At 72.7% G+C, this 17,791-nt stretch carries 17 protein-coding genes; 2 read left to right on the top strand and 15 right to left on the bottom strand.

Annotated elements, in window-relative coordinates; all coding sequences use genetic code 11:
* Positions 1-2: 2 nt before the first annotated feature.
* From FPV26_RS01825 to FPV26_RS01800, 6 genes are all read right to left on the bottom strand, one after another.
* Positions 3-551: a hypoxanthine-guanine phosphoribosyltransferase gene (locus tag FPV26_RS01825; protein ID WP_147651906.1), complete on the bottom strand. Its 549-nt coding sequence runs from the start codon at positions 549-551 to the stop codon at positions 3-5.
* On the bottom strand, positions 548-1,546 hold the full coding sequence (gene nagZ, locus FPV26_RS01820; RefSeq protein ID WP_147651904.1) for a beta-N-acetylhexosaminidase: 999 nt from the start codon (positions 1,544-1,546) through the stop codon (positions 548-550). Before nagZ ends, FPV26_RS01825 begins: the two co-directional genes overlap by 4 nt.
* 7 nt (positions 1,547-1,553) lie before the next feature.
* Positions 1,554-2,075 (bottom strand): CYTH domain-containing protein, encoded by a 522-nt coding sequence (locus FPV26_RS01815; protein ID WP_147651902.1) that lies wholly within the window; start codon positions 2,073-2,075, stop codon positions 1,554-1,556.
* A 70-nt stretch (positions 2,076-2,145) separates the two neighbouring features.
* On the bottom strand, positions 2,146-3,513 hold the full coding sequence (rlmD, locus tag FPV26_RS01810; RefSeq protein ID WP_425473032.1) for a 23S rRNA (uracil(1939)-C(5))-methyltransferase RlmD: 1,368 nt from the start codon (positions 3,511-3,513) through the stop codon (positions 2,146-2,148).
* Positions 3,514-3,598: 85 nt separating this feature from the next.
* The gene (locus FPV26_RS01805) at positions 3,599-4,213 is read right to left on the bottom strand and encodes a YdbL family probable chaperone protein (protein WP_147651898.1); all 615 of its coding nucleotides are present in this window, start codon (positions 4,211-4,213) and stop codon (positions 3,599-3,601) included.
* 22 nt (positions 4,214-4,235) lie between these two features.
* On the bottom strand, positions 4,236-6,260 hold the full coding sequence (locus tag FPV26_RS01800; RefSeq protein WP_181952533.1) for a translocation/assembly module TamB domain-containing protein: 2,025 nt from the start codon (positions 6,258-6,260) through the stop codon (positions 4,236-4,238).
* A 36-nt stretch (positions 6,261-6,296) separates the two neighbouring features.
* Between FPV26_RS01800 and FPV26_RS01795 the strand changes: the two genes are divergently transcribed.
* On the top strand, positions 6,297-6,995 hold the full coding sequence (locus FPV26_RS01795; protein WP_147651894.1) for a response regulator: 699 nt from the start codon (positions 6,297-6,299) through the stop codon (positions 6,993-6,995).
* On the opposite strand, the gene recO is transcribed toward FPV26_RS01795, so the two are convergent.
* The 9 genes from recO to rpoE form a co-directional block, all read right to left on the bottom strand.
* Entirely contained in the window at positions 6,987-7,718 is a 732-nt protein-coding gene (gene recO / locus FPV26_RS01790; protein WP_147651892.1) for a DNA repair protein RecO, read from the bottom strand. The genes FPV26_RS01795 and recO overlap by 9 nt on opposite strands.
* 3 nt (positions 7,719-7,721) lie before the next feature.
* The gene (gene era, locus FPV26_RS01785) at positions 7,722-8,633 is read right to left on the bottom strand and encodes a GTPase Era (protein WP_147651890.1); all 912 of its coding nucleotides are present in this window, start codon (positions 8,631-8,633) and stop codon (positions 7,722-7,724) included.
* Positions 8,634-8,715: 82 nt separating this feature from the next.
* On the bottom strand, positions 8,716-9,381 hold the full coding sequence (rnc, locus tag FPV26_RS01780; RefSeq protein ID WP_147651888.1) for a ribonuclease III: 666 nt from the start codon (positions 9,379-9,381) through the stop codon (positions 8,716-8,718).
* Between the two features lie 13 nt (positions 9,382-9,394).
* Positions 9,395-9,772, bottom strand: a complete 378-nt coding sequence (locus tag FPV26_RS01775; RefSeq protein ID WP_147651886.1) for a DUF4845 domain-containing protein — start codon at positions 9,770-9,772, stop codon at positions 9,395-9,397.
* Between the two features lie 22 nt (positions 9,773-9,794).
* Positions 9,795-10,598 carry a signal peptidase I gene (lepB, locus tag FPV26_RS01770; protein WP_147651884.1) on the bottom strand — a complete coding sequence of 268 codons (804 nt, stop codon included), beginning with the start codon at positions 10,596-10,598 and terminating at the stop codon, positions 9,795-9,797.
* Positions 10,599-10,614: 16 nt separating this feature from the next.
* Positions 10,615-12,408 carry a translation elongation factor 4 gene (lepA, locus tag FPV26_RS01765; protein WP_147651882.1) on the bottom strand — a complete coding sequence of 598 codons (1,794 nt, stop codon included), beginning with the start codon at positions 12,406-12,408 and terminating at the stop codon, positions 10,615-10,617.
* A gap of 91 nt (positions 12,409-12,499) precedes the next feature.
* Positions 12,500-13,960, bottom strand: coding sequence for a DegQ family serine endoprotease (locus FPV26_RS01760; RefSeq protein WP_147651880.1), 1,461 nt, complete (start codon positions 13,958-13,960; stop codon positions 12,500-12,502).
* Between the two features lie 54 nt (positions 13,961-14,014).
* Positions 14,015-14,824 carry a sigma-E factor negative regulatory protein gene (locus FPV26_RS01755; RefSeq protein WP_147651878.1) on the bottom strand — a complete coding sequence of 270 codons (810 nt, stop codon included), beginning with the start codon at positions 14,822-14,824 and terminating at the stop codon, positions 14,015-14,017.
* Positions 14,821-15,438 carry an RNA polymerase sigma factor RpoE gene (rpoE, locus tag FPV26_RS01750; RefSeq protein ID WP_147651876.1) on the bottom strand — a complete coding sequence of 206 codons (618 nt, stop codon included), beginning with the start codon at positions 15,436-15,438 and terminating at the stop codon, positions 14,821-14,823. Before rpoE ends, FPV26_RS01755 begins: the two co-directional genes overlap by 4 nt.
* 261 nt (positions 15,439-15,699) lie before the next feature.
* On the opposite strand from rpoE, the gene FPV26_RS01745 reads away from it, so the two are divergent.
* Positions 15,700-17,757 carry a 3-hydroxyacyl-CoA dehydrogenase NAD-binding domain-containing protein gene (locus tag FPV26_RS01745; protein WP_147651874.1) on the top strand — a complete coding sequence of 686 codons (2,058 nt, stop codon included), beginning with the start codon at positions 15,700-15,702 and terminating at the stop codon, positions 17,755-17,757.
* Positions 17,758-17,791 lie beyond the last annotated feature (34 nt).

Genomic DNA, 17,791 nt, shown 5'->3' with positions numbered 1-17,791 from the left:
GCTCATTCCTTCAGTGCGTAGATCTGCGGCAGGTTGCGGCCCTGCTCGTGGTAGTCCATGCCGAAGCCGAACACGTAGCGGTCGGGGACTTCCAGGCCCACGTAGTCCGCATGCAGCCCCGGCACGCAGCGCTCGTGGCGCTTGACCACGAGCGTGGCGATGCGCACCTCGGCCGCACCCTCGCTGCGGCACCAGTCGCGCACCGCGGCCAGGGTGTGGCCCTCGTCGAGGATGTCGTCGGTGATCAGCACGCGGCGGCCGCGCAGCGGGGTGGCGGGCCGGTGCTTCCACAGCAGCGCGCCGCCGGAGGTGTCGCCGCGGTAGCGGGTCGCGTGCAGGTAGTCGAACTCGAGGTCGAGCCCGCGCGCGCCGAGTTCCAGCGCGAGCTGGCCGGCGAACAGCATGCCGCCATGCATGATGGTCAGGTACACCGGCCGGCTGCCGGCGTAGTCGTTGCGGATCGTGTCGGCCATGCGCGCGATCGCCTGCATGATCGCGGTGCGGTCGTGGACCAGCTCGGCGTGGGCGAGCGCGCGGGCGAGGTCGCTCATGCCAGTCCTCCCTCGAGCCGGCCGCGCGCCGCGCCGTGGCGCGCGTCCGCGATCAGCCGCTCCCAATCGATCGCACTGCGGCCGATCAGGCCGGAGAGGACATCGGGCTGCAGCGCGCGCCCCGCCATCGCCGCCAGCGATTCCTCGACCAGCTGCGGATGGCACACCAGCACCACGTCGCAGCCGGCGTCCAGGTGCGCGTGGATGCGCGCGGCGACCCCGCCGGCGGAAAACGCCGCGGCCATGCCGATGTCGTCGGAGAACACCACGCCGCGGAAGCCGAGCTCGCCGCGCAGGATCCCGCCGATCCAGCGCCGCGAATAGCCGGCGGGTTCGGGCGCGACCTGCGGGTAGACCACGTGCGCCATCATCACCGCGTCCGCGCCGGCCTCGATGCCGGCGGCGAAGGGCACCAGGTCCTGGGCGCGGATCGCCTCCAGCGGCCGGTCGTCCACCGCGTCCTCGTGGTGGGTGTCCTCCGGCACCGAACCGTGGCCGGGGAAGTGCTTGAGCGTGGCCGCCATGCCGGCGGCGTGCATGCCGCGCACGTAGGCGCGGGCGAAGTCGGCGACGATGCGCGGATCGTCGGAGAAGGCGCGGTCGCCGATCGCGCGGTTGCCGCGGCCCAGGTCCACCACCGGCGCGAAGCTCAGGTCCACGCCGGTGGCGCGGACCTCGCTCGCCATCAGCCAGGCGTGCTCCTCGGCCAGGCGCAGCGCGGCCTCGCGGTCGCGCGCGTACAGGCGGCCGAAGCCCTCCAGCGGCGGCAGCGCGCTGTAGCCCTCGCGGAAGCGCTGCACGCGCCCGCCTTCCTGGTCCACGCAGAGCAGTTGCGGACGGCCCGCGGCCTCGCGGATCGCCTGCGCCAGTTCCGCCACCTGCATCTTCGAGGCGAAGTTGCGGGAGAACAGGATCACGCCGCCGCAGGCCGGATGCCGCAGCCAGTCGCGCTCCTGCGCGGTGAGTTCGGTGCCGGCGACGCCGATCACGAGCATGGGACATTCACTCCGTCAGGTCCGAGGCGGCGCGCTCGGCCCCGCTCCATTGCGAGTACGGGCGCGAGGCCAGGGCCAGATTGTAGTAGCGCGGGACCTCGGTCACCTCGCGCCCGAGCCAGGCCGGGCGGGCGAACGGCGCGTCGGCCCGTTCCAGCTCGATTTCGGCCACCACCAGCCCGGCGTTGTCGTCGAGGAACTCGTCCACCTCCCACAGCCGGCCGGCATGGCGCACCTGGTGCCGCCGCTTGCGCACCACGCCGCCCACGCACAGCGCCAGCAGCGCGCGCGCATCCTCGACCGGGATCGGGTAGTCGAACTCCTGCCGGGTATGCCCCAGCTCGCGCGACTTGATGTTGAGGAAGGCCGCGCCGCCGGCGATGCGCACCCGGACCGAGGCGCGCATGGCGCCGCTGTCCACCGCGGCCAGGTCGTTGAGGTAGCCCTGCGCCATCTCCTCGACCTCGTGCGCGGCCTCGCGCCAGCCTTCGGCAGCGACCAGGAACTTGCGTTCGATCTCGATGGGCATGGCGGCAAGGCTCCTCGTGTCCGGATGTCCACGCGCGCTCGGGCGCGTCGCGAGGCGGTCGCGGCCGGGCTCAGCCGCGGCCGGGCTCGAACAAGGCGATGGACTCCACGTGCGCGGTGTGCGGGAACATGTCCATCACCCCCGCCGCGCGCAATGTCCAGCCGCGCTCGTGGACCAGGAACCCGGCGTCGCGCGCCAGCGATCCCGGATGGCAACTCACGTACACGATCCGCTTCAGCCCCTTCAGCGACAGCTGCCGGAGCACCCCGTCGGCGCCGGAGCGCGGCGGATCGAGCAGCAGGCGGTCGAAGCCGCCGCGCATCCACGGATGGCCGCCGAGGTCCTGGGCCAGGTCCGCGGCATGGAACTCGACGTTGCCGAGCGCGTTGTGCGCGGCGTTCTCGCGCGCGCGCCGCACCAGGCCGGCGTCGCCCTCCACGCCCACCACCTCGCGCGCCAGCCGCGCCAGCGGCAGGGTGAAGTTGCCCAGGCCGCAGAACAGGTCGAGCACGCGCTCGTCGGCCTGCGGTTCGAGCAGCGCCAGCGCGCGCGCGATCATCTTCTCGTTCAGGCCGCGGTTGACCTGGATGAAGTCCAGCGGGCGGAAGTGCAGCACCACGTTCCACTCCGGCAGGGTGAAGGCGAGCTGCGGATCCTGTGGCCACAACGGGTGCACCGAATCCACCCCGCCCGGCTGCAGGAACACGGCGAAGTCGTGCTCGCGGGCGAAGGCGACCAGCGCCGCGCGGTCGGCTTCGTCCAGCGGCGCCAGGTGCCGGAACACCAGCGCCACGGTGTCGTCGCCGGCGATGAATTCCACCTGCGGGATCTCGCGCCGCGCCTTCAGCCCGTCGATCAGCGCCGCCAGCGCGGCGATCCTCGTGCCGATCCGCGGGATCACGGTGTGGCATTCGGACAGGTCGGCGACGAAACGCGGATCCTGCTCGCGGAAGCCGACCACGGTCCGGTCCTTCTTCTCCACCCGCCGCACCGAGAAGCGGCCCTTGCGGCGGTAGCCCCAGGCGGCGTCGGTGAGCGGCGGCAGCACCTCGCCCGGGACGACCTTGCCGATGCGCTCCAGGTTCTCCAGCAGCACGCGCTGCTTGGCGTGGATCTGCCGGTCCTCCGCCAGATGCTGCAGCGCGCAGCCGCCGCAGGTGCCGAAATGCGGGCAGCGCGGCGGCACGCGGTCGGGCGAGGCCTGCAGCACCTCGACCGTGGCGGCCTCGTCGAAGCTGCGCGAACGCGCGGTCTGCCGCGCCAGCACGCGTTCGCCCGGCAGCGCGCCGGCGACGAACACGGTCTTGCCGGCGTGGGCATGGCCCGCGGGCCAGCGCGCCACGCCGCGGCCGTCGTGGGACAGGTCGAGGATGTCGAGGGGGATCGGGGTCGGGTCGGAACGGGCCACGGTGCGGACCGGCGGCGGGGAGCCGGCTATTGTCGCAAATGCCCGCAAGACGCGACGGCCCGCGGATGCGGGCCGTCGTTGCCGCGCGGCGGCCGGCGCATGGCCGGCCGCACGCTCACTTCTGCTTCCACGCGCCCGAGGCGTCCTGGTACCACCAGCCCGGGCGCGCGCTCTCGATCCACTGCCGCGCGAACACCTCGCGGATCCGGCCTTCCCACTCCGGATGCCCGTTGGCGACCGCGATCTCGGCGTACACCGCCTTGCGGTCGCGGTTGTCGTCGGCCACCGCCTGCTGCATCGCCACCCGCTCCTTGAGCGGCAGCAGGCTGGCGTCGCGGACCACGACCAGGCCGTCGTTGCCGAAGCCGAGCGCGCCGCTGTCGAAGCCCGCGCGCAGGGTCGCGTCGAAGCGCGCCGCCATGCGCGCCTGGATCGCCTGGATGGTCGGGGTCTTGAGCGTGATGTCGGGCGTCTGCGCATGCGCGGCGCCGATGCCGAGCAGGCTCCACGGATCCAGCCGCGGCAGCAGCGCAGCCATGCCGCCGGCGCCACCGCCGCCTTCGTCCTGTTTCGGATCGGGCTGCGGCGCCGGCGCGGCGTCCTCCCCGATCACCTTCTCGACGAACTCGCGCGCCGCCTCGCGGGCCTCGGCCGCGGGGAAATACACGTTGATGGTGACGCAGGCGGTCAGCGCCAGCGTCGCGATCGGCAGTCCCAACCAGCGTTTCATCCTGCTTCTCCTGTGCGGGTGATCATTCGAATTCGGCACGGACCTCGCCGCGGGCCACCGCCGCCAGCCGCTCCACCAGTGTCGGCCAGTCCACGCGCCGGTTGTGTCCGATCACGGTCAGGCGCGGCAGGCCGGCACCGGCGACGATAGTAAAGCCGCCGGAGTCTGAACCCTCCGCATCGGGCAGGCCGTCCATCACGCAGACCTCGTTCGCCAGCCGGCACGAGATGCCGATCGCACGGTAACCGAAATCGTCGAACAGGCCGATCAACCGCGACTGCAGCCCGGTGAGCAGGCTGCCGTCGCCGACGCTGGAGATGTTCTGCACCGCACGCTGGCTGATGCGCTGGCGCACGCCCGGATGCGGATCGGTGCGCAGGCGGGCGTCGAACGCGGTCGCCTTCCAGTCCACCAGGCGCAGGTCGTGGATGCGGCCGTCGAGGCGGCCGGTGATGCTGCCGAAGTCGAACACCTCGGTGAGCGCGAGCAGGTCCACGTCCTCGAAATCGATGTCCGCGGTCAATGTCGGCGCCACGCCGAACGGGCGCTCCATCGCCAGCGCGGATACCGTGACCTGGCCGCCGAACAGCGCCACGCCCAGGCCGCCGTCGAAATCGAGGCGGTTGTCGGCATAGCGCGCATCGGGAATGTGGCCGCTGAGCTCGCCGCGGAACGCCGGCCAGTCCAGCGCCCTGGCCAACTGGCCGATGTCGAGGCGGTCGAGGGCCAGGCCGAAGCGCGCCTCGAAACCGCGCTCCCCGGCGGGCGGCCGCAGGCGCATGCCGTCCACGCGCAGGCGGCCGCCGAACGCGGGCACGGTCACCGCCTCGCGCAGGCGCAGCTCGCCGTCGGCGCTCGCCATCGGCAGCGTGGCCGCGCCGAACCCCAGGCCGTACAGCGCGCCTTCGCGCCAGCGCAGCACGCTCGTCACCGGTGCGCCGGCCGAGAAACGCACGTCGCCGTCGAGGCCGGCGAAACGGAAGCGCTGCTGCGGGTCGTCGAGGTCGAGGCCATGCAGCTGCAGCGACGCCGCGTGCACTTCGCCCCCGGCCACGCGCAACGCGCCGTCGAGCGCGCCGCGCATGCGCAGCTGGTCCAGGCCGGCCAGGCCCAGCCAGCCGGAGAGGTAGCGCGCGCCGAGCGGGGCGGCGTCGTCGCTGCGGAAGGCGAGTTCGAGCCCCGGCCGCTCCGGATCGAGCACGGCGCCGCCCTCGACCCGCAGCACGCCGGGGTCGTCCCACAGCAGCCGCGGCAGCCGCCAGGGCCCGGCAGCATCGCCTTCGGCCGAGAGTGACACGCGCACGGGCGCCGCGGGCAAGGCCACGTAGGCGCTGCCGGCGAGGAATTCGCCTCCCTCGAGCGCGCCGTCCACCTGCACCAGGTCGCGCAGGCCGTGCCGGCGCCAGCCGATGTCGAATGCCCCGCCCAGTCCCTGCCCCGCGATTCGCCCGTCGGGCGTGTCGAACCCCAGCCCTTGCACCCGCAGCCGGCCGTCGAGCCGCAGCGGACGGTCGGGGGGCGCGCGCAGGGCGAAGCGGCCGTCGAGCGTGCCCGCGTCCAGCCGCGCCTCCGGCCAGGCCGCGGCCACCAGCGCCTCGGCCCAGGCAGCGGGGATGCGGGTGAGCACGACCGTGGTGAGGTCGGGCGTGGCCGCGACCCGGTGCACGACCAGGCGCGCCCCGCGCGGGCCGCCGAGCACGGCGTCGGTGGCCGCCGGGCCGAGCGCCAGCGAAAGCGGCAAGGGCCCCTTCCCGGCCGCACGCACCGGTCCCCGGCAACGCCAGCCGTCCTTCCCGTCGCGTTCCAGCGTGCAGGCCCAAGCCAGGTCGCGCCAGCGGTAACCGAGGTCGGGGGCCTCCGCCCGCGCCGCCCGGATTTCCAGCCGCCCCGTCGCCGCATCGGCCGGCCACTCGAGCCGGATCCGCACGTCCTGCAGCACGGCCACCGGCGTGCTCACCCGGGCGATCGCTGCCCGCAGCGTCCGCGCGTCGGCCGTCCCCGCCGCTACGAGCAGGAGCAAGGCCAGCGGCGGTAAGATTGCGCGCATTCAGGAAGAGCATAGCGAGGGAGCGCGCAAGTCTCGATGAATCCCCCGATCCCCCGGATCCTGCTGGTCGAGGACGATCCGCCCACCGGCACCTTCCTCGCCTCCGCGCTCGAGGCGATCCCCGCCGAGGTCACCCTCGCCCGCGATGGCGCAGCCGCCCGCGCCTGCGTGCGGAGCGCGCGCTTCGACCTGTGGCTGGTGGATGCGAACCTGCCCGACGGCGACGGCGCCACGCTGCTCGCCGAGTTGCACCACGACGCGCCCGGCGTGCCCGCCCTCGCCCACACCGCCGATCCCGACCCTGCGGCCCATGCCGCCTTGCGCCGCGCAGGCTTCGCCGCCGTGCTACCCAAACCCCTGCCGGTGCGCGCGCTGCAGGACGCGGTGCGGGTGGCGCTGGACCTGCCCTTGCCGGCCGATCCGGTCGGCGGTCTGCCGGTCTGGGACGATCCGGCCGCCGCGCGCGCGTTGCACGGGCGCCTGGCCCATGTGGCCACGCTGCGGGCCCTGTTGCGGGCGGAACTGGGCCGGCAGCGCGACGGGATCCTGGCCGCGCTCGACCGCCGCGACACCGCCGCGGCGCGCGCCGAACTGCACCGGCTCAAGGCCAGTTGCGGTTTCGTCGGCGCGGCGCAGCTCGCGGCGGCGGTGCAGCGGCTCGATGCCGCGCCGGAGTGCCCGGCCGCGCGCGCCGACTTCGAGGCCGCCGTCGCCGGCGTCCTGGCTTCAGCCTGAGCGCGGCACCAGCCGGCCGAGTCCGGCCAGCAGCTCCCACGACTTCAAGCCACGCCCGCCGAGGTGGTGCACGAGCACCGGCCGCAGCGCGCGGCGCAGCCCGGCCAGGTCGTCGTCGTCGGGGCGCACGTCGGCGGCCAGCGCCAGCAGCGCGCGGCCGGTGGCCGCGGCCTCGCGCGCCTGCCCGCCGCGTTCGCTGAGCAGCCGGCGCGGGCCATGTTCGGGATCGAGCAGGTAACGTGCGGCCGGATCCAGCGGGCGGCCATCGCCATCGGTGTCCAGCGGCAGGCCGAATCCCAGCGCCTCGAGCAGGTCGCGTTCGAACCGGCGCAGGCTCCAGGCCAGGTCCGCGCCGCCCAGCCGCGCGCGCGCCTCGCGGTAGGCGGCATACAGCTGCGGCTGCGGCTCCCCGCGCGGCGCCAGGCGCAGCACCAGTTCGTTGAGATAGAAGCCGGCCAGCGCCGCCTCGCCGTGCAGCGCCGGCGCCAGGTCCAGCGCCTCGACCGCACGCAGCTGCGCCAGCTCGCCGCGCTGCACCGCCTCGATCCGTACCCACTGCAGCGGCTGCAGCGCCACCCGCTGCGCGTGCCGCTTCGGCCCGCTCATGCCGCGCGCGACCAGCCCGATCCGCCCGTGCGCCTCGCCCAGCACCTCGACCAGCAGGCTGGTCTCGCGCCACGGCCGCGCATGCAGGACGAACGCGGACTCGGACAGCGGCGGCATCCGCTACTCGTGATACCCCAGCGCGCGCAGCGCGGCCTCGTCGTCGGACCAGCCCTCGCGCACGCGCACCCAGGTCTCCAGGAACACCTTCGCGCCGAACAGGCGCTCCATCTGCGCGCGCGCGCGGCTGCCGATCTCGCGCAGGCGCTCGCCGCCCTTGCCGATCACGATCGCCTTCTGTCCCTCGCGCTCGACCCAGATCACCGCACCGATGCGCAGCAGGTTGCCCTCGACCTCGAAACGCTCGACCTCGACCGTGGTCGCGTACGGCAGCTCGGCCCCGAGCAGCCGCATCAGCTGCTCGCGCACCAGTTCGCCGGCGAGGAAGCGCTGGCTCTTGTCGGTGATCTCGTCCTCGGCATACAGCGGCGGCTGCTCGGGCAGCAGGGCCAGCAGCGAATCCACCAGCCCCTCCAGCCCCTGCCGCTTGAGCGCCGAGACCGGGTGCACCGCGGCGAACTCGCGCCCCTCCGCAGCCCGCGCCAGGAACGGCAGCAGGCTCGGCTTGTCCTTGATCCGGTCCACCTGGTTGACCACCAGCACCACCGGCACGCCGGCCGAACGCAGGGTGTCGTAGGCGAGCGTGTCCTCGTCGTCCCAGCGCCCGGCCTGCACCACCAGCATCGCCGCGTCCACGCCCTCGAGCGCGCCGCGCGCGGCGCGGTTCATCCACCGGTTCATCGCCCGCTTCTGCTCGCGGTGGATGCCGGGCGTGTCCACCAGCAGCAACTGGCCGTGCGGGAAGGTGGCGATGCCGAGCAGCCGATGGCGGGTGGTCTGCGGCCGCTTCGAGGTGATGCTCACCTTGGCGCCGACCAGGGCGTTGACCAGGGTGGACTTGCCGACGTTGGGCCGGCCGATCACGGCGACGTGGCCGGCGCGGTGGGGAGGATCCTGCGGGGAAGGCGCGGTCATGCGCGCATTGTCGCGCCCGCGGCGAGGGCGCGGCAATTTCGGGCGACTGGACGCCCCGGTCCCGCGGCACATAGCGCGCCGCTCAGCTCTCGCCTCCGGCGCCGCCCTCCAGCACCCGCAGCACCGCTTCCGCCGCCACCTGTTCGGCCGCGCGTCGGGAAGCGCCTTCGCCTTCGCGCCGCAGCGGCGGCTGGACGGTCTCGCAGGCCACGCGGAAGGTCCTTGCGTGCTCGTCGCCCTGCTCGGCGAGCAGGTGGTACACCGGCAGCGGGCGCTGCCGCGCCTGCAGCCATTCCTGCAGCCGCGTCTTCGCGTCCTTGCCGACCCGGCTCGGCGGCGGCAGCGCGGCGATCGCCGGCTCGAACCACGGCAGCACCGCGCGCCGGCAGGCCTCGAAGCCACCATCGAGGTAGATCGCGCCGACCAGCGCCTCGAGCGCGTCGGCCAGCACCGAATCGCGGCGGTGGCCGCCGGTCTTCATCTCCCCCGGGCCCATCGTCAGCCGCGCGCCGAGGTCGAGCGCGCGCGCGATCGCGGCCAGGGACGATTCGCGCACCAGTTCCGCCCGCGCCCGGGTCAGCGCGCCCTCGTCGGCCTTCGGCCAGTGCGCGTACAGCGCCTCGGCGACGATCAGGTTGACCAGCGCGTCGCCGAGGAACTCGAGCCGTTCGTTGTGCGGCGCGCCCGCGCTGCGGTGGGTCAGGGCCTGGGCGAGCAGGCCCGGGTCGCGGAAAACGTGGCCGATCACTCGCGCGCCGGGATCATTCCGGTCCGCCGCGGACCAGGTTCTCGGTGGCCTTGAACTTGCCGATCACGTCGAGGTTGGCGATCAGCGGACGCCGCACCTCGTACTCGACCGTCATCACCCAGCCGCGATCACTGCGCTCGATCTTGACGTTCTCCTCCTTCACGTTCTCGGCATAGCTGACATACAGCCGGCGGAAGAAGGTGTCGGCGATTTCCTTCGGCGACTTGTTGGCCACGCCGGGCTCGGCGGCTACCTGCTTCATAGCCTGCCTGACCGAATAGAACTCCGAGTACATCGGCACCAGCTTCATGCCCACGTACACGAACAGGCCGACGACGGCGAGGACGACGATGAACCCGATCAGGGTCATGCCACGCTGTGTACGCTTCATCTGCCCCTCCCCAGGGTGGGTGTCAAGGAATGCCGCTGCCGATACGCGAGAAATCGATCCCGATGCCCCCGGTGCTGCGGTCGAAGTTCATCCAGATCAGGAACGCCTTGCCGCGCAGGTTGGACTCGGGCAGGAAGTGCGCCTGCCAGAACCGGCTGTCCTCGCTATTATCACGATTGTCGCCCATGACGAAATAGTGGCCCGGCGGCACGGTCCATTCGCCCTCTCCCTGGATGAAGAACGGGACGTCGTCGCGTTCCAGGACGGGGTGGGGCCGTCCGGGCAGGCCTTCCTCGAGCAGCATGGCCCCGGTCATGTCCGCCCCGCGCCCCTTGCCCACGTAGCGGCCCAGGGGGCGGTACGAGAGCGGCTTGCCGTTGAGGTAGACCACGTTGTCACGGTAGGCCACGGTGTCCCCCGGCAGCCCGACCACGCGCTTGATCCAGTCCTGGTCCGGCTGGTGCGGCGGCCGGAACACCACCACGTCGCCGCGCTGCGGCTCGCCGATCTCCAGGATCTTGGTGTTGGTGATCGGCAGCCGCAGGCCGTAAGCGAACTTGTTGACCAGGATGAAGTCGCCGATCAGCAGCGAGGGCATCATCGAGCTGGACGGGATGCGGAACGGCTCGGCCACGAAGCTGCGCAGCACCAGCACCGCCGCGAGCACCGGGAAGAATGCCCGCGAGTAGTCCACGAGCACCGGCTCCTTCTCCTCCAGCAGCCCGGCCCGCTCGGCGCGCCGGCGGGCGAAGAACAACCGGTCCAGCAGCCAGACCAGCCCGGTGACGGCGGTCAGGGCGACGAGTGCGATTTCGAACCAGCGCATGCGCGTTCCTTGGTTGTCACTTGTTGTCCACCTGGAGCACGGCCAGGAACGCCTCCTGCGGGATCTCGACCCGGCCGACCTGCTTCATCCGCTTCTTGCCTTCCTTCTGCTTCTCCAGCAGCTTCTTCTTGCGTGTCACGTCGCCGCCGTAGCACTTGGCGAGCACGTTCTTGCGCAGCGCCTTGACCGTGCTGCGGGCGATGATCTGCGAGCCGATCGCGGCCTGGATCGCCACGTCGAACATCTGCCGCGGGATCAGCTCGCGCATCTTCTCGCACAGGTCGCGCCCGCGCCGGTCGGCGTGGCTGCGGTGGGTGATGATGGACAGCGCGTCCACCTTCTCGCCGTTGATGAGCATGTCCACGCGCACGAACGGGCCGGCCTGGAAGCGCAGGAAGTGGTAGTCCAGCGAGGCGTAGCCGCGGCTGACCGACTTGAGCTTGTCGAAGAAGTCCAGCACCACCTCGGCCATCGGCAGCTCGTAGGCGATCTGCACCTGGCTGCCCATGTAGGTGATGCCGATCTGCACGCCGCGCTTCTCCTCGCACAGCTTGATCACGTTGCCGACGTAGTCGGGCGGAGTGAGGATGTTGGCGCGGATGATCGGCTCGCGGATCTCCTCGATCTGGTTCACCGGCGGCAGCTTGGCCGGATTGTCGAGCTTGAGCACGGCGCCGTCGGTCCTGAGCACCTCGTACACCACGGTCGGCGCGGTGGTGACCAGGTCGAGGTCGTACTCGCGCTCCAGCCGCTCCTGCACGATCTCCATGTGCAGCATGCCAAGAAAGCCGCAGCGGAAGCCGAAGCCCATCGCCTCCGAGCTCTCCGGCTCGAAGCGCAGCGCGGCGTCGTTCAGGCGCAGCTTCTCCAGCGCCTCGCGCAGGGCGGGGTAGTCCTCGGCGTCCACCGGGAACAGGCCGGCGAACACCCGCGGCTGCATCTCCTGGAAGCCGGGCAGCGGCTTCGGCGCGGGGTCGCTGGCCAGGGTCAGGGTGTCGCCGACCGGGGCGCCGTGCACGTCCTTGATCGAGGCGGTGATCCAGCCGACCTCGCCCGCACCCAGCTTCGGCAGCACCTTGCGCTTGGGCGTGAACACGCCGACCTGGTCCACCTGGTGGGTGCGGCCGGTGGACATCACCAGGATCTTGCTGCCGGGCGCGATCTCGCCCTGCATCACCCGCACCAGCGACACCACGCCGAGGTAGTTGTCGAACCAGGAGTCGATGATCAGCGCCTGCAGCTTGTCGGTGTCGCGCGGCTGCGGGGGCGGGATGCGGTGCACGATCGCCTCGAGCACCTCGGGCACGTTCAGGCCGGTCTTGGCGCTGATCGCCACCGCGTCGGAGGCGTCCAGGCCGATCACGGCCTCGATCTCCTTCTTCACCCGCTCCACGTCGGCGGTGGGCAGGTCGATCTTGTTCAGCACCGGCACCACTTCCAGGCCCTGCTCCACCGCGGTGTAGCAGTTGGCGACCGACTGCGCCTCCACGCCCTGGGCGGCGTCCACCACCAGCAGCGCGCCCTCGCAGGCGGCCAGCGAGCGGCTGACCTCGTAGCTGAAGTCCACGTGGCCGGGGGTGTCAATGAAGTTGAGCTGATAGACCTGGCCGTCGCGCGCCTTGTACGGCAGCGAGACCGATTGCGCCTTGATGGTGATGCCGCGCTCGCGCTCGATCGGGTTCGAGTCGAGCACCTGGGCCTCCATCTCGCGCTCCTCGAGGCCGCCGCAGAGCTGGATGATGCGGTCGGCCAGCGTGGACTTGCCATGGTCCACGTGGGCGATGATGGAAAAGTTGCGGATGTGCTTCATGGATCCGGCGGCAGGCGTGCGAACGCGTCTAAACGCAACATTATCGCACGGCCACGCCCGGTCCCGCCGGGCGTGGCCGCCGCCGGGGCGGTCACTGCTCCTGCGCGCGCGGCGTGACCGCGACGTACTGGGTGGCGTTGCCGCGCCGGATCAGGAGCATGGTCGGCTGCCCGGGGCGCAGTGCGCGCAGCTCGGCATCCAGCTCGGCCACGCTACCCACGCTCTTGCGCCCGACCGCCAGCACCACGTCGCCCGGCTGCAGGCCGGCGCGGCGCGCGGCCAGGCCCTCGATGCGGGCGATCGCCACGCCTTCCTTCGCCCCCAGGCCGAGCCGGCGCCGCTCCTCGGCGGTCAGATCCTCGCCGACGATGCCGAGCGGGTTGGCGTGGCGGCCCGCCGGTTCGGCGGCGGGCGCGGCGGACGCCGTCCCTTCGTCGAGCTCGCTCAGGACCACCGACAGCGTGCGCTCGCGGCCGTCGCGCAGCACCGTCACCGTCGTGCGCGACCCCGGCGCCATCGCGCCCACCAGCGGGGGCAGTTCGGCCGAGCCGCCGAGTTCGGTGCCGTTGAAGGCGACGATCACGTCGCCGCGCTCGATCCCCGCGCGTTCGGCCGGGCTGCCGGGCAGCACCTGCGCGACCAGCGCGCCGCGCGGACGGCCGAGCCCGAGCGCCTCCACCATCTCGCGCGGCACGTCCTGCACCTGCACGCCCAGCTGGCCGCGGCTGACCCGGCCGGTGGTCTTGATCTGGTGCACGGCGTTCATGGCCACGTCAATCGGGATCGCGAAGCTCACCCCCATGTAGCCGCCGGAATTGCTGAAGATCTGCGAGTTGATGCCCACCACCTCGCCGCGGGTGTTGAGCAGCGGCCCGCCGGAGTTGCCGCGGTTGATGGCGACGTCGGTCTGGATGAAGGGCACGTAGCGCTGTCCGCTGTAGGGATTGGCGCGGCCGACGGCGCTGACGATGCCGGCGGTGACCGAATGGTCGAGCCCGAACGGCGAGCCGATCGCCACCACCCACTGTCCCGGCTTGAGCGCCCTGGAATCGCCGATGCGCAGGGTCGGCAGGTCGCGCGCATCGAGCTTGAGCAGGGCCACGTCGGACTGCTCGTCGCTGCCCACCACCTTCGCGGTGAGCTCACGGCGATCACTCAGCCGCACCCGCACCTCCTCCGCGCCGGCCACGACGTGATGGTTGGTCAGCACGTAGCCGTCGGCGGAGATGATGAATCCGGTGCCCTGCGAGGTGCCGCGCGGCGCCTCCGGCAGCGGCAGGCCGGGGCCGAAGAAGCGGCGGAAGAACTCGGGCATCTCCTCGAAACCGTCCGGCATCGCGCCGCGCGGGCGGCGGGCGGTGATGTCGGCCTCGACGTTGACCACGGCCGGCACCACCTGCTCCACCAGGCGGGTGAAGTCGGGCAGGCCCACCACCATCTGCGGCGCGGGCTCGGACGAGGGCGATTGCGCGGTCGCGACCGACAGCGCCACGGCGGACGCAGCGACCGCGGTGACCGCGACCAGGGCGAGCGAACGGAAGGCGGGATGCATCGGCGATGGATCCTCTCGATCTGGATGGAATTGGGGAAGAACTGGCAGAAACCTTCAGCGCGGCGTGCCGGAGTCCACGTCGTCCTCGGCCGGCCGTGCCGGAAGCCGCGGTGCGAACGGGTCGAACCGCGGCGCATCCTGGGCACCGAAGCCGGCGGCATAAGCGCCATTGCCATTGCCGTACTGCGGCAGCGTGGCGCGCGGCCACGGCCGCGGCGTGATCGGCTGCGCGCCGAGCGCGAACGGGTCGTGGGGCTGTGGCGCGATCGGCGCCTCGGGAAGCGACGGCGTCTGCAAGGCGGCCACGGCCGCCGGGGCGGCCTCGGTGCGCGGCGCGCGTGCGGTGTGCGGCCGACGGGCAGGCTCCCTCGCCGGCGCGAGCGCGGCCACGGCCTCGGTACGGCGCGCCTCGGCCGGGGCAGGCCTGGCCGGCGCGGGTGCTGCCGGGGACGATGCGGATGCGGGGGCTGCGGCCGACGGTGCCTGCACCGCCACCGCCGGCGTCGCGTCATCGCCGCCGGACCCGCCGGCCGGCCGCACCAGCCACAACGCCACCGCGGCCAGCGAGGCGGCCGCGGCGAAGCCGGCCACCGCGCGCCAACGGCGGCCGTGCCCGGACGCGGCCGCGACGGGCGGTTCCGCGGCGATCCGCGCCTGCACGCGCGCGGCGAAATCCGGCGGCAGCAGCCGCTCCTGGCTGCCGCGCAGGGTCTGCCCGGCGATCTGCCAGCGCTCCCAGGTCTCCGCCAGTTCGCGGTCGTGGCGCAGCCGGCGCAGCAGGAACCGCGCCTGGTCCGGCGCCAGCGCGCCGTCCATCAGCGCCGACAGCTGCTGCAGATGGTGGTCCAGGATCCGGTCGCTCATCGCGTCACCCGCTCACGTACCGGGCCGGCTTCGAGCACCGGCCGCAATTCGGCGTCGATCGCCTCGCGCGCACGGAAGATGCGCGAGCGCACCGTGCCGATCGGGCAGCCCATGCGCGCGGCGATCTCCTCGTAGCTCAGGCCCTCCACCTCGCGCAGGGTGATCGCCTCGCGCAGTTCCTGCGGCAGGCGCTCGACCGCGCGCATCACCGTGCGCTCGATCTCCTGCCGCATCAGCTCGCGCTCGGGCGTGTCGGTGTCGCGCAGGCGCGCGCCGGCGTCGAACAGCTCGGCTTCGCCCGCTTCCACGTCCTCGGTGGGCGGGCGGCGGTTGTGCGCGACCAGGTGGTTCTTCGCTGTGTTCACGGCGATCCGGTGCAGCCAGGTGGAGAACTGGGCGTCGCCGCGGAAGCTCCCGATCGCGCGCCAGGCGCGCAGGAAGGTTTCCTGGACGACGTCCTGGACCTCGCCCCAGTCGTGGATGTAGCGCCCGACCAGCGCCGCCGTCCGGTGCTGGTACTTGCGTACCAGCAGGTCGAAGGCGGCGCTGTCGCCGCGTTGCACCCGCGCGACCAGGGCCTGGTCCGCGTCCTTGAACGCATGTTCCTCGGCCATGCCGGGCCGGCTCTCCTCGGATGTCAGCTCGGCCAAGGCCGGGCAATGGGACAACGGCGCGGCGGAAAAGTTCACCGCGGATGGGCGGGCCGGGCCCGCGCCCCGGCCCCGCCGGGGCATGCGCCAGCGGGTGCCGCGGCGTGCGTGCACAGCTTACAGGCAGCGGCCGGGCGCCCTCGCGCCGCGGCGATGCGGCATTGACGCCGCGGGAACCGCGCCGGGATCATAGCCGCCTTCCCGTACGGCAACGGATGGTGACGCATGATCGCCGGCCTCGACGGACTGCGCTTCCGCCACTGGCAGGCCGAACTGCGCGACGACGGCATCGTCGTGCTCGCCTTCGACCGCGAGGGCGAATCGGTCAACACCCTGGCGCAGGAAGTCCTGCTCGAACTCGACGCGCTGCTGGAGCGGCTGGCGCTGGACCCGCCCAAGGGGCTGGTGATCCGTTCCGCCAAGCCCACCGGGTTCATCGCCGGCGCCGACATCCGCGAGTTCCAGGAGTTCGACGCCAAGGGCACGGTGAACGACGCGCTGCGGCGCGGGCAGCTGGTGTTCCAGCGCCTGGCCGAGCTGCCCTGCCCCACGGTCGCGGCGATCCACGGCTTCTGCATGGGCGGCGGCACCGAGCTGGCGCTGGCCTGCCGCTACCGCGTGGCCTCGCGCGACGCCTCCACGCGCATCGGCCTGCCCGAGATCAAGCTCGGCATCTATCCCGGCTGGGGCGGCAGCGTGCGTCTGCCGCGCCTGGTGGGCGCGCCCGCGGCGATGGACCTGATGCTGACCGGCCGCACGCTCTCGGCCCAGGCCGCGCACGCGATCGGCCTGGTGGACAAGGTGGCCGAAGCAGCGGTGCTGGTGGACGCCGCGGTCGAACTGGCCAGGCGCGGCGCGCAGCGCCCGTTCAAGCAACGCTTCCTGGCCTGGCTCACCAACACCTGGCCGGCGCGGCAGGTGCTGGCGCCGATGCTGGTCAAGCAGGTCGGACGCAAGGCGCGGCGCGAGCACTATCCCGCGCCGTATGCGCTGATCGAGACCTGGCGCCGCAGCAGCGGCCCGGTCCTTGCCCTGCTCGAAGCCGAGCGCCGCGCGGTGGCGAAACTCGCCGCCACCTCCGCCGCGCGCAACCTGACCCGTGTGTTCTTCCTGATGGAGCGGCTGAAGAACCTGGGCGGCAGGGAGCACGGCATCGCCCGCGTGCACGTGGTCGGCGCCGGAGTGATGGGCGGCGACATCGCCGCGTGGGCGGCCTACAAGGGCTTCACGGTCACGCTCAACGACCGCGAGCAGCGTTTCATCGACGCCGCGCTCGCGCGCGCCGGCGAGCTGTTCGCCAAGCGGGTGAAGGACGAGGCCAGGCGCCCCGAGGTCGCCGCCCGCCTGCGCGGCGACCTGGTCGGCGACGGTGCCGCCGAGGCCGACCTGGTGATCGAGGCGATCGTCGAGAACGCCGAGGCCAAGCGCGCGCTGTACGCGCAGCTCGAGCCGCGGATGAAGCCCGACGCGCTGCTGACCAGCAACACCTCCTCGATCCCGCTCACCGAACTGCGCGCGGGGCTGGCGCGGCCGGCGCAGTTCGCTGGCCTGCACTACTTCAATCCGGTGGCGATGATGCCGCTGGTGGAGATCGTGCGGCACGACGCGATGGCGCCGGAGACCGAGCGCCGCCTGGCCGCGTTCTGCAAGGCGATCGAGAAGCTGCCGGTGCCGGTGGCGGGCACGCCGGGCTTCCTGGTCAACCGGGTGCTGTTCCCGTACATGCTCGAGGCCGCCACGGCCTATGCCGAAGGCATCCCCGGCCCGGCGATCGACCGCGCCGCGGTGAAGTTCGGCATGCCGATGGGGCCGATCGAACTGCTCGACACGGTGGGCCTGGACGTGGCTGCGGGCGTGGGCGCGGAACTGGCGCCATTCCTCGGCCTGCCGATCCCGGCCGCGCTGTCGGCGCCGCCGCAGGCCGGCAAGCGCGGACGCAAGGACGGCCAGGGCTTCTACAAGTGGGAGCACGGCAAGGCGGTCAAGCCGCCGCTGCCGAAGGACTACAAGGCGCCCGACGACCTCGAGGACCGCCTGATCCTGCCGCTGCTCAACGAGGCGGTGGCCTGCCTGCACGAGGGCGTGGTCGCCGACGCCGACCTGCTCGATGCCGGCGTGATCTTCGGCACCGGCTTCGCCCCGTTCCGCGGCGGCCCGATCGCGCACATCCGCGCGGTCGGCGCGGATGTGCTGCTGGAACGGCTGCGACGCCTGCAGGCGAAGTACGGCGCGCGCTTCGCGCCGCGCCCGGGCTGGGATTCGCCGCTGCTGCGCGGCGCCTGAGGCCGCGGCGGGCGCCGCAGCGCCCGGCGCGGCG

This window comes from Vulcaniibacterium gelatinicum, from assembly GCF_008033445.1.
GTDB classification, from domain to species: domain Bacteria; phylum Pseudomonadota; class Gammaproteobacteria; order Xanthomonadales; family Xanthomonadaceae; genus Vulcaniibacterium_B; species Vulcaniibacterium_B gelatinicum.
Note: the sequence above shows the minus strand (reverse complement) of the source record. Positions and strands in the feature narration are given on the sequence as shown.

Excerpts from the sequence above, each read along its gene's own strand:
- FPV26_RS01825 (WP_147651906.1), bottom strand. The coding sequence starts at position 551 with ATGAGCGACCTCGCCCGCGCGCTCGCCCACGCCGAGCTGGTCCACGAC.
- lepB (WP_147651884.1), bottom strand. The coding sequence starts at position 10,598 with ATGCGCTGGTTCGAAATCGCACTCGTCGCCCTGACCGCCGTCACCGGG.
- FPV26_RS01745 (WP_147651874.1), top strand. The coding sequence starts at position 15,700 with ATGATCGCCGGCCTCGACGGACTGCGCTTCCGCCACTGGCAGGCCGAA.
- rpoE (WP_147651876.1), bottom strand. The coding sequence starts at position 15,438 with ATGGCCGAGGAACATGCGTTCAAGGACGCGGACCAGGCCCTGGTCGCG.
- FPV26_RS01805 (WP_147651898.1), bottom strand. The coding sequence starts at position 4,213 with ATGAAACGCTGGTTGGGACTGCCGATCGCGACGCTGGCGCTGACCGCC.
- recO (WP_147651892.1), bottom strand. The coding sequence starts at position 7,718 with ATGCCGCCGCTGTCCGAGTCCGCGTTCGTCCTGCATGCGCGGCCGTGG.
- era (WP_147651890.1), bottom strand. The coding sequence starts at position 8,633 with ATGACCGCGCCTTCCCCGCAGGATCCTCCCCACCGCGCCGGCCACGTC.
- FPV26_RS01755 (WP_147651878.1), bottom strand. The coding sequence starts at position 14,824 with ATGAGCGACCGGATCCTGGACCACCATCTGCAGCAGCTGTCGGCGCTG.
- FPV26_RS01795 (WP_147651894.1), top strand. The coding sequence starts at position 6,297 with ATGAATCCCCCGATCCCCCGGATCCTGCTGGTCGAGGACGATCCGCCC.
- FPV26_RS01775 (WP_147651886.1), bottom strand. The coding sequence starts at position 9,772 with ATGAAGCGTACACAGCGTGGCATGACCCTGATCGGGTTCATCGTCGTC.
- FPV26_RS01815 (WP_147651902.1), bottom strand. The coding sequence starts at position 2,075 with ATGCCCATCGAGATCGAACGCAAGTTCCTGGTCGCTGCCGAAGGCTGG.
- nagZ (WP_147651904.1), bottom strand. The coding sequence starts at position 1,546 with ATGCTCGTGATCGGCGTCGCCGGCACCGAACTCACCGCGCAGGAGCGC.
- FPV26_RS01760 (WP_147651880.1), bottom strand. The coding sequence starts at position 13,960 with ATGCATCCCGCCTTCCGTTCGCTCGCCCTGGTCGCGGTCACCGCGGTC.
- FPV26_RS01800 (WP_181952533.1), bottom strand. The coding sequence starts at position 6,260 with ATGCGCGCAATCTTACCGCCGCTGGCCTTGCTCCTGCTCGTAGCGGCG.
- lepA (WP_147651882.1), bottom strand. The coding sequence starts at position 12,408 with ATGAAGCACATCCGCAACTTTTCCATCATCGCCCACGTGGACCATGGC.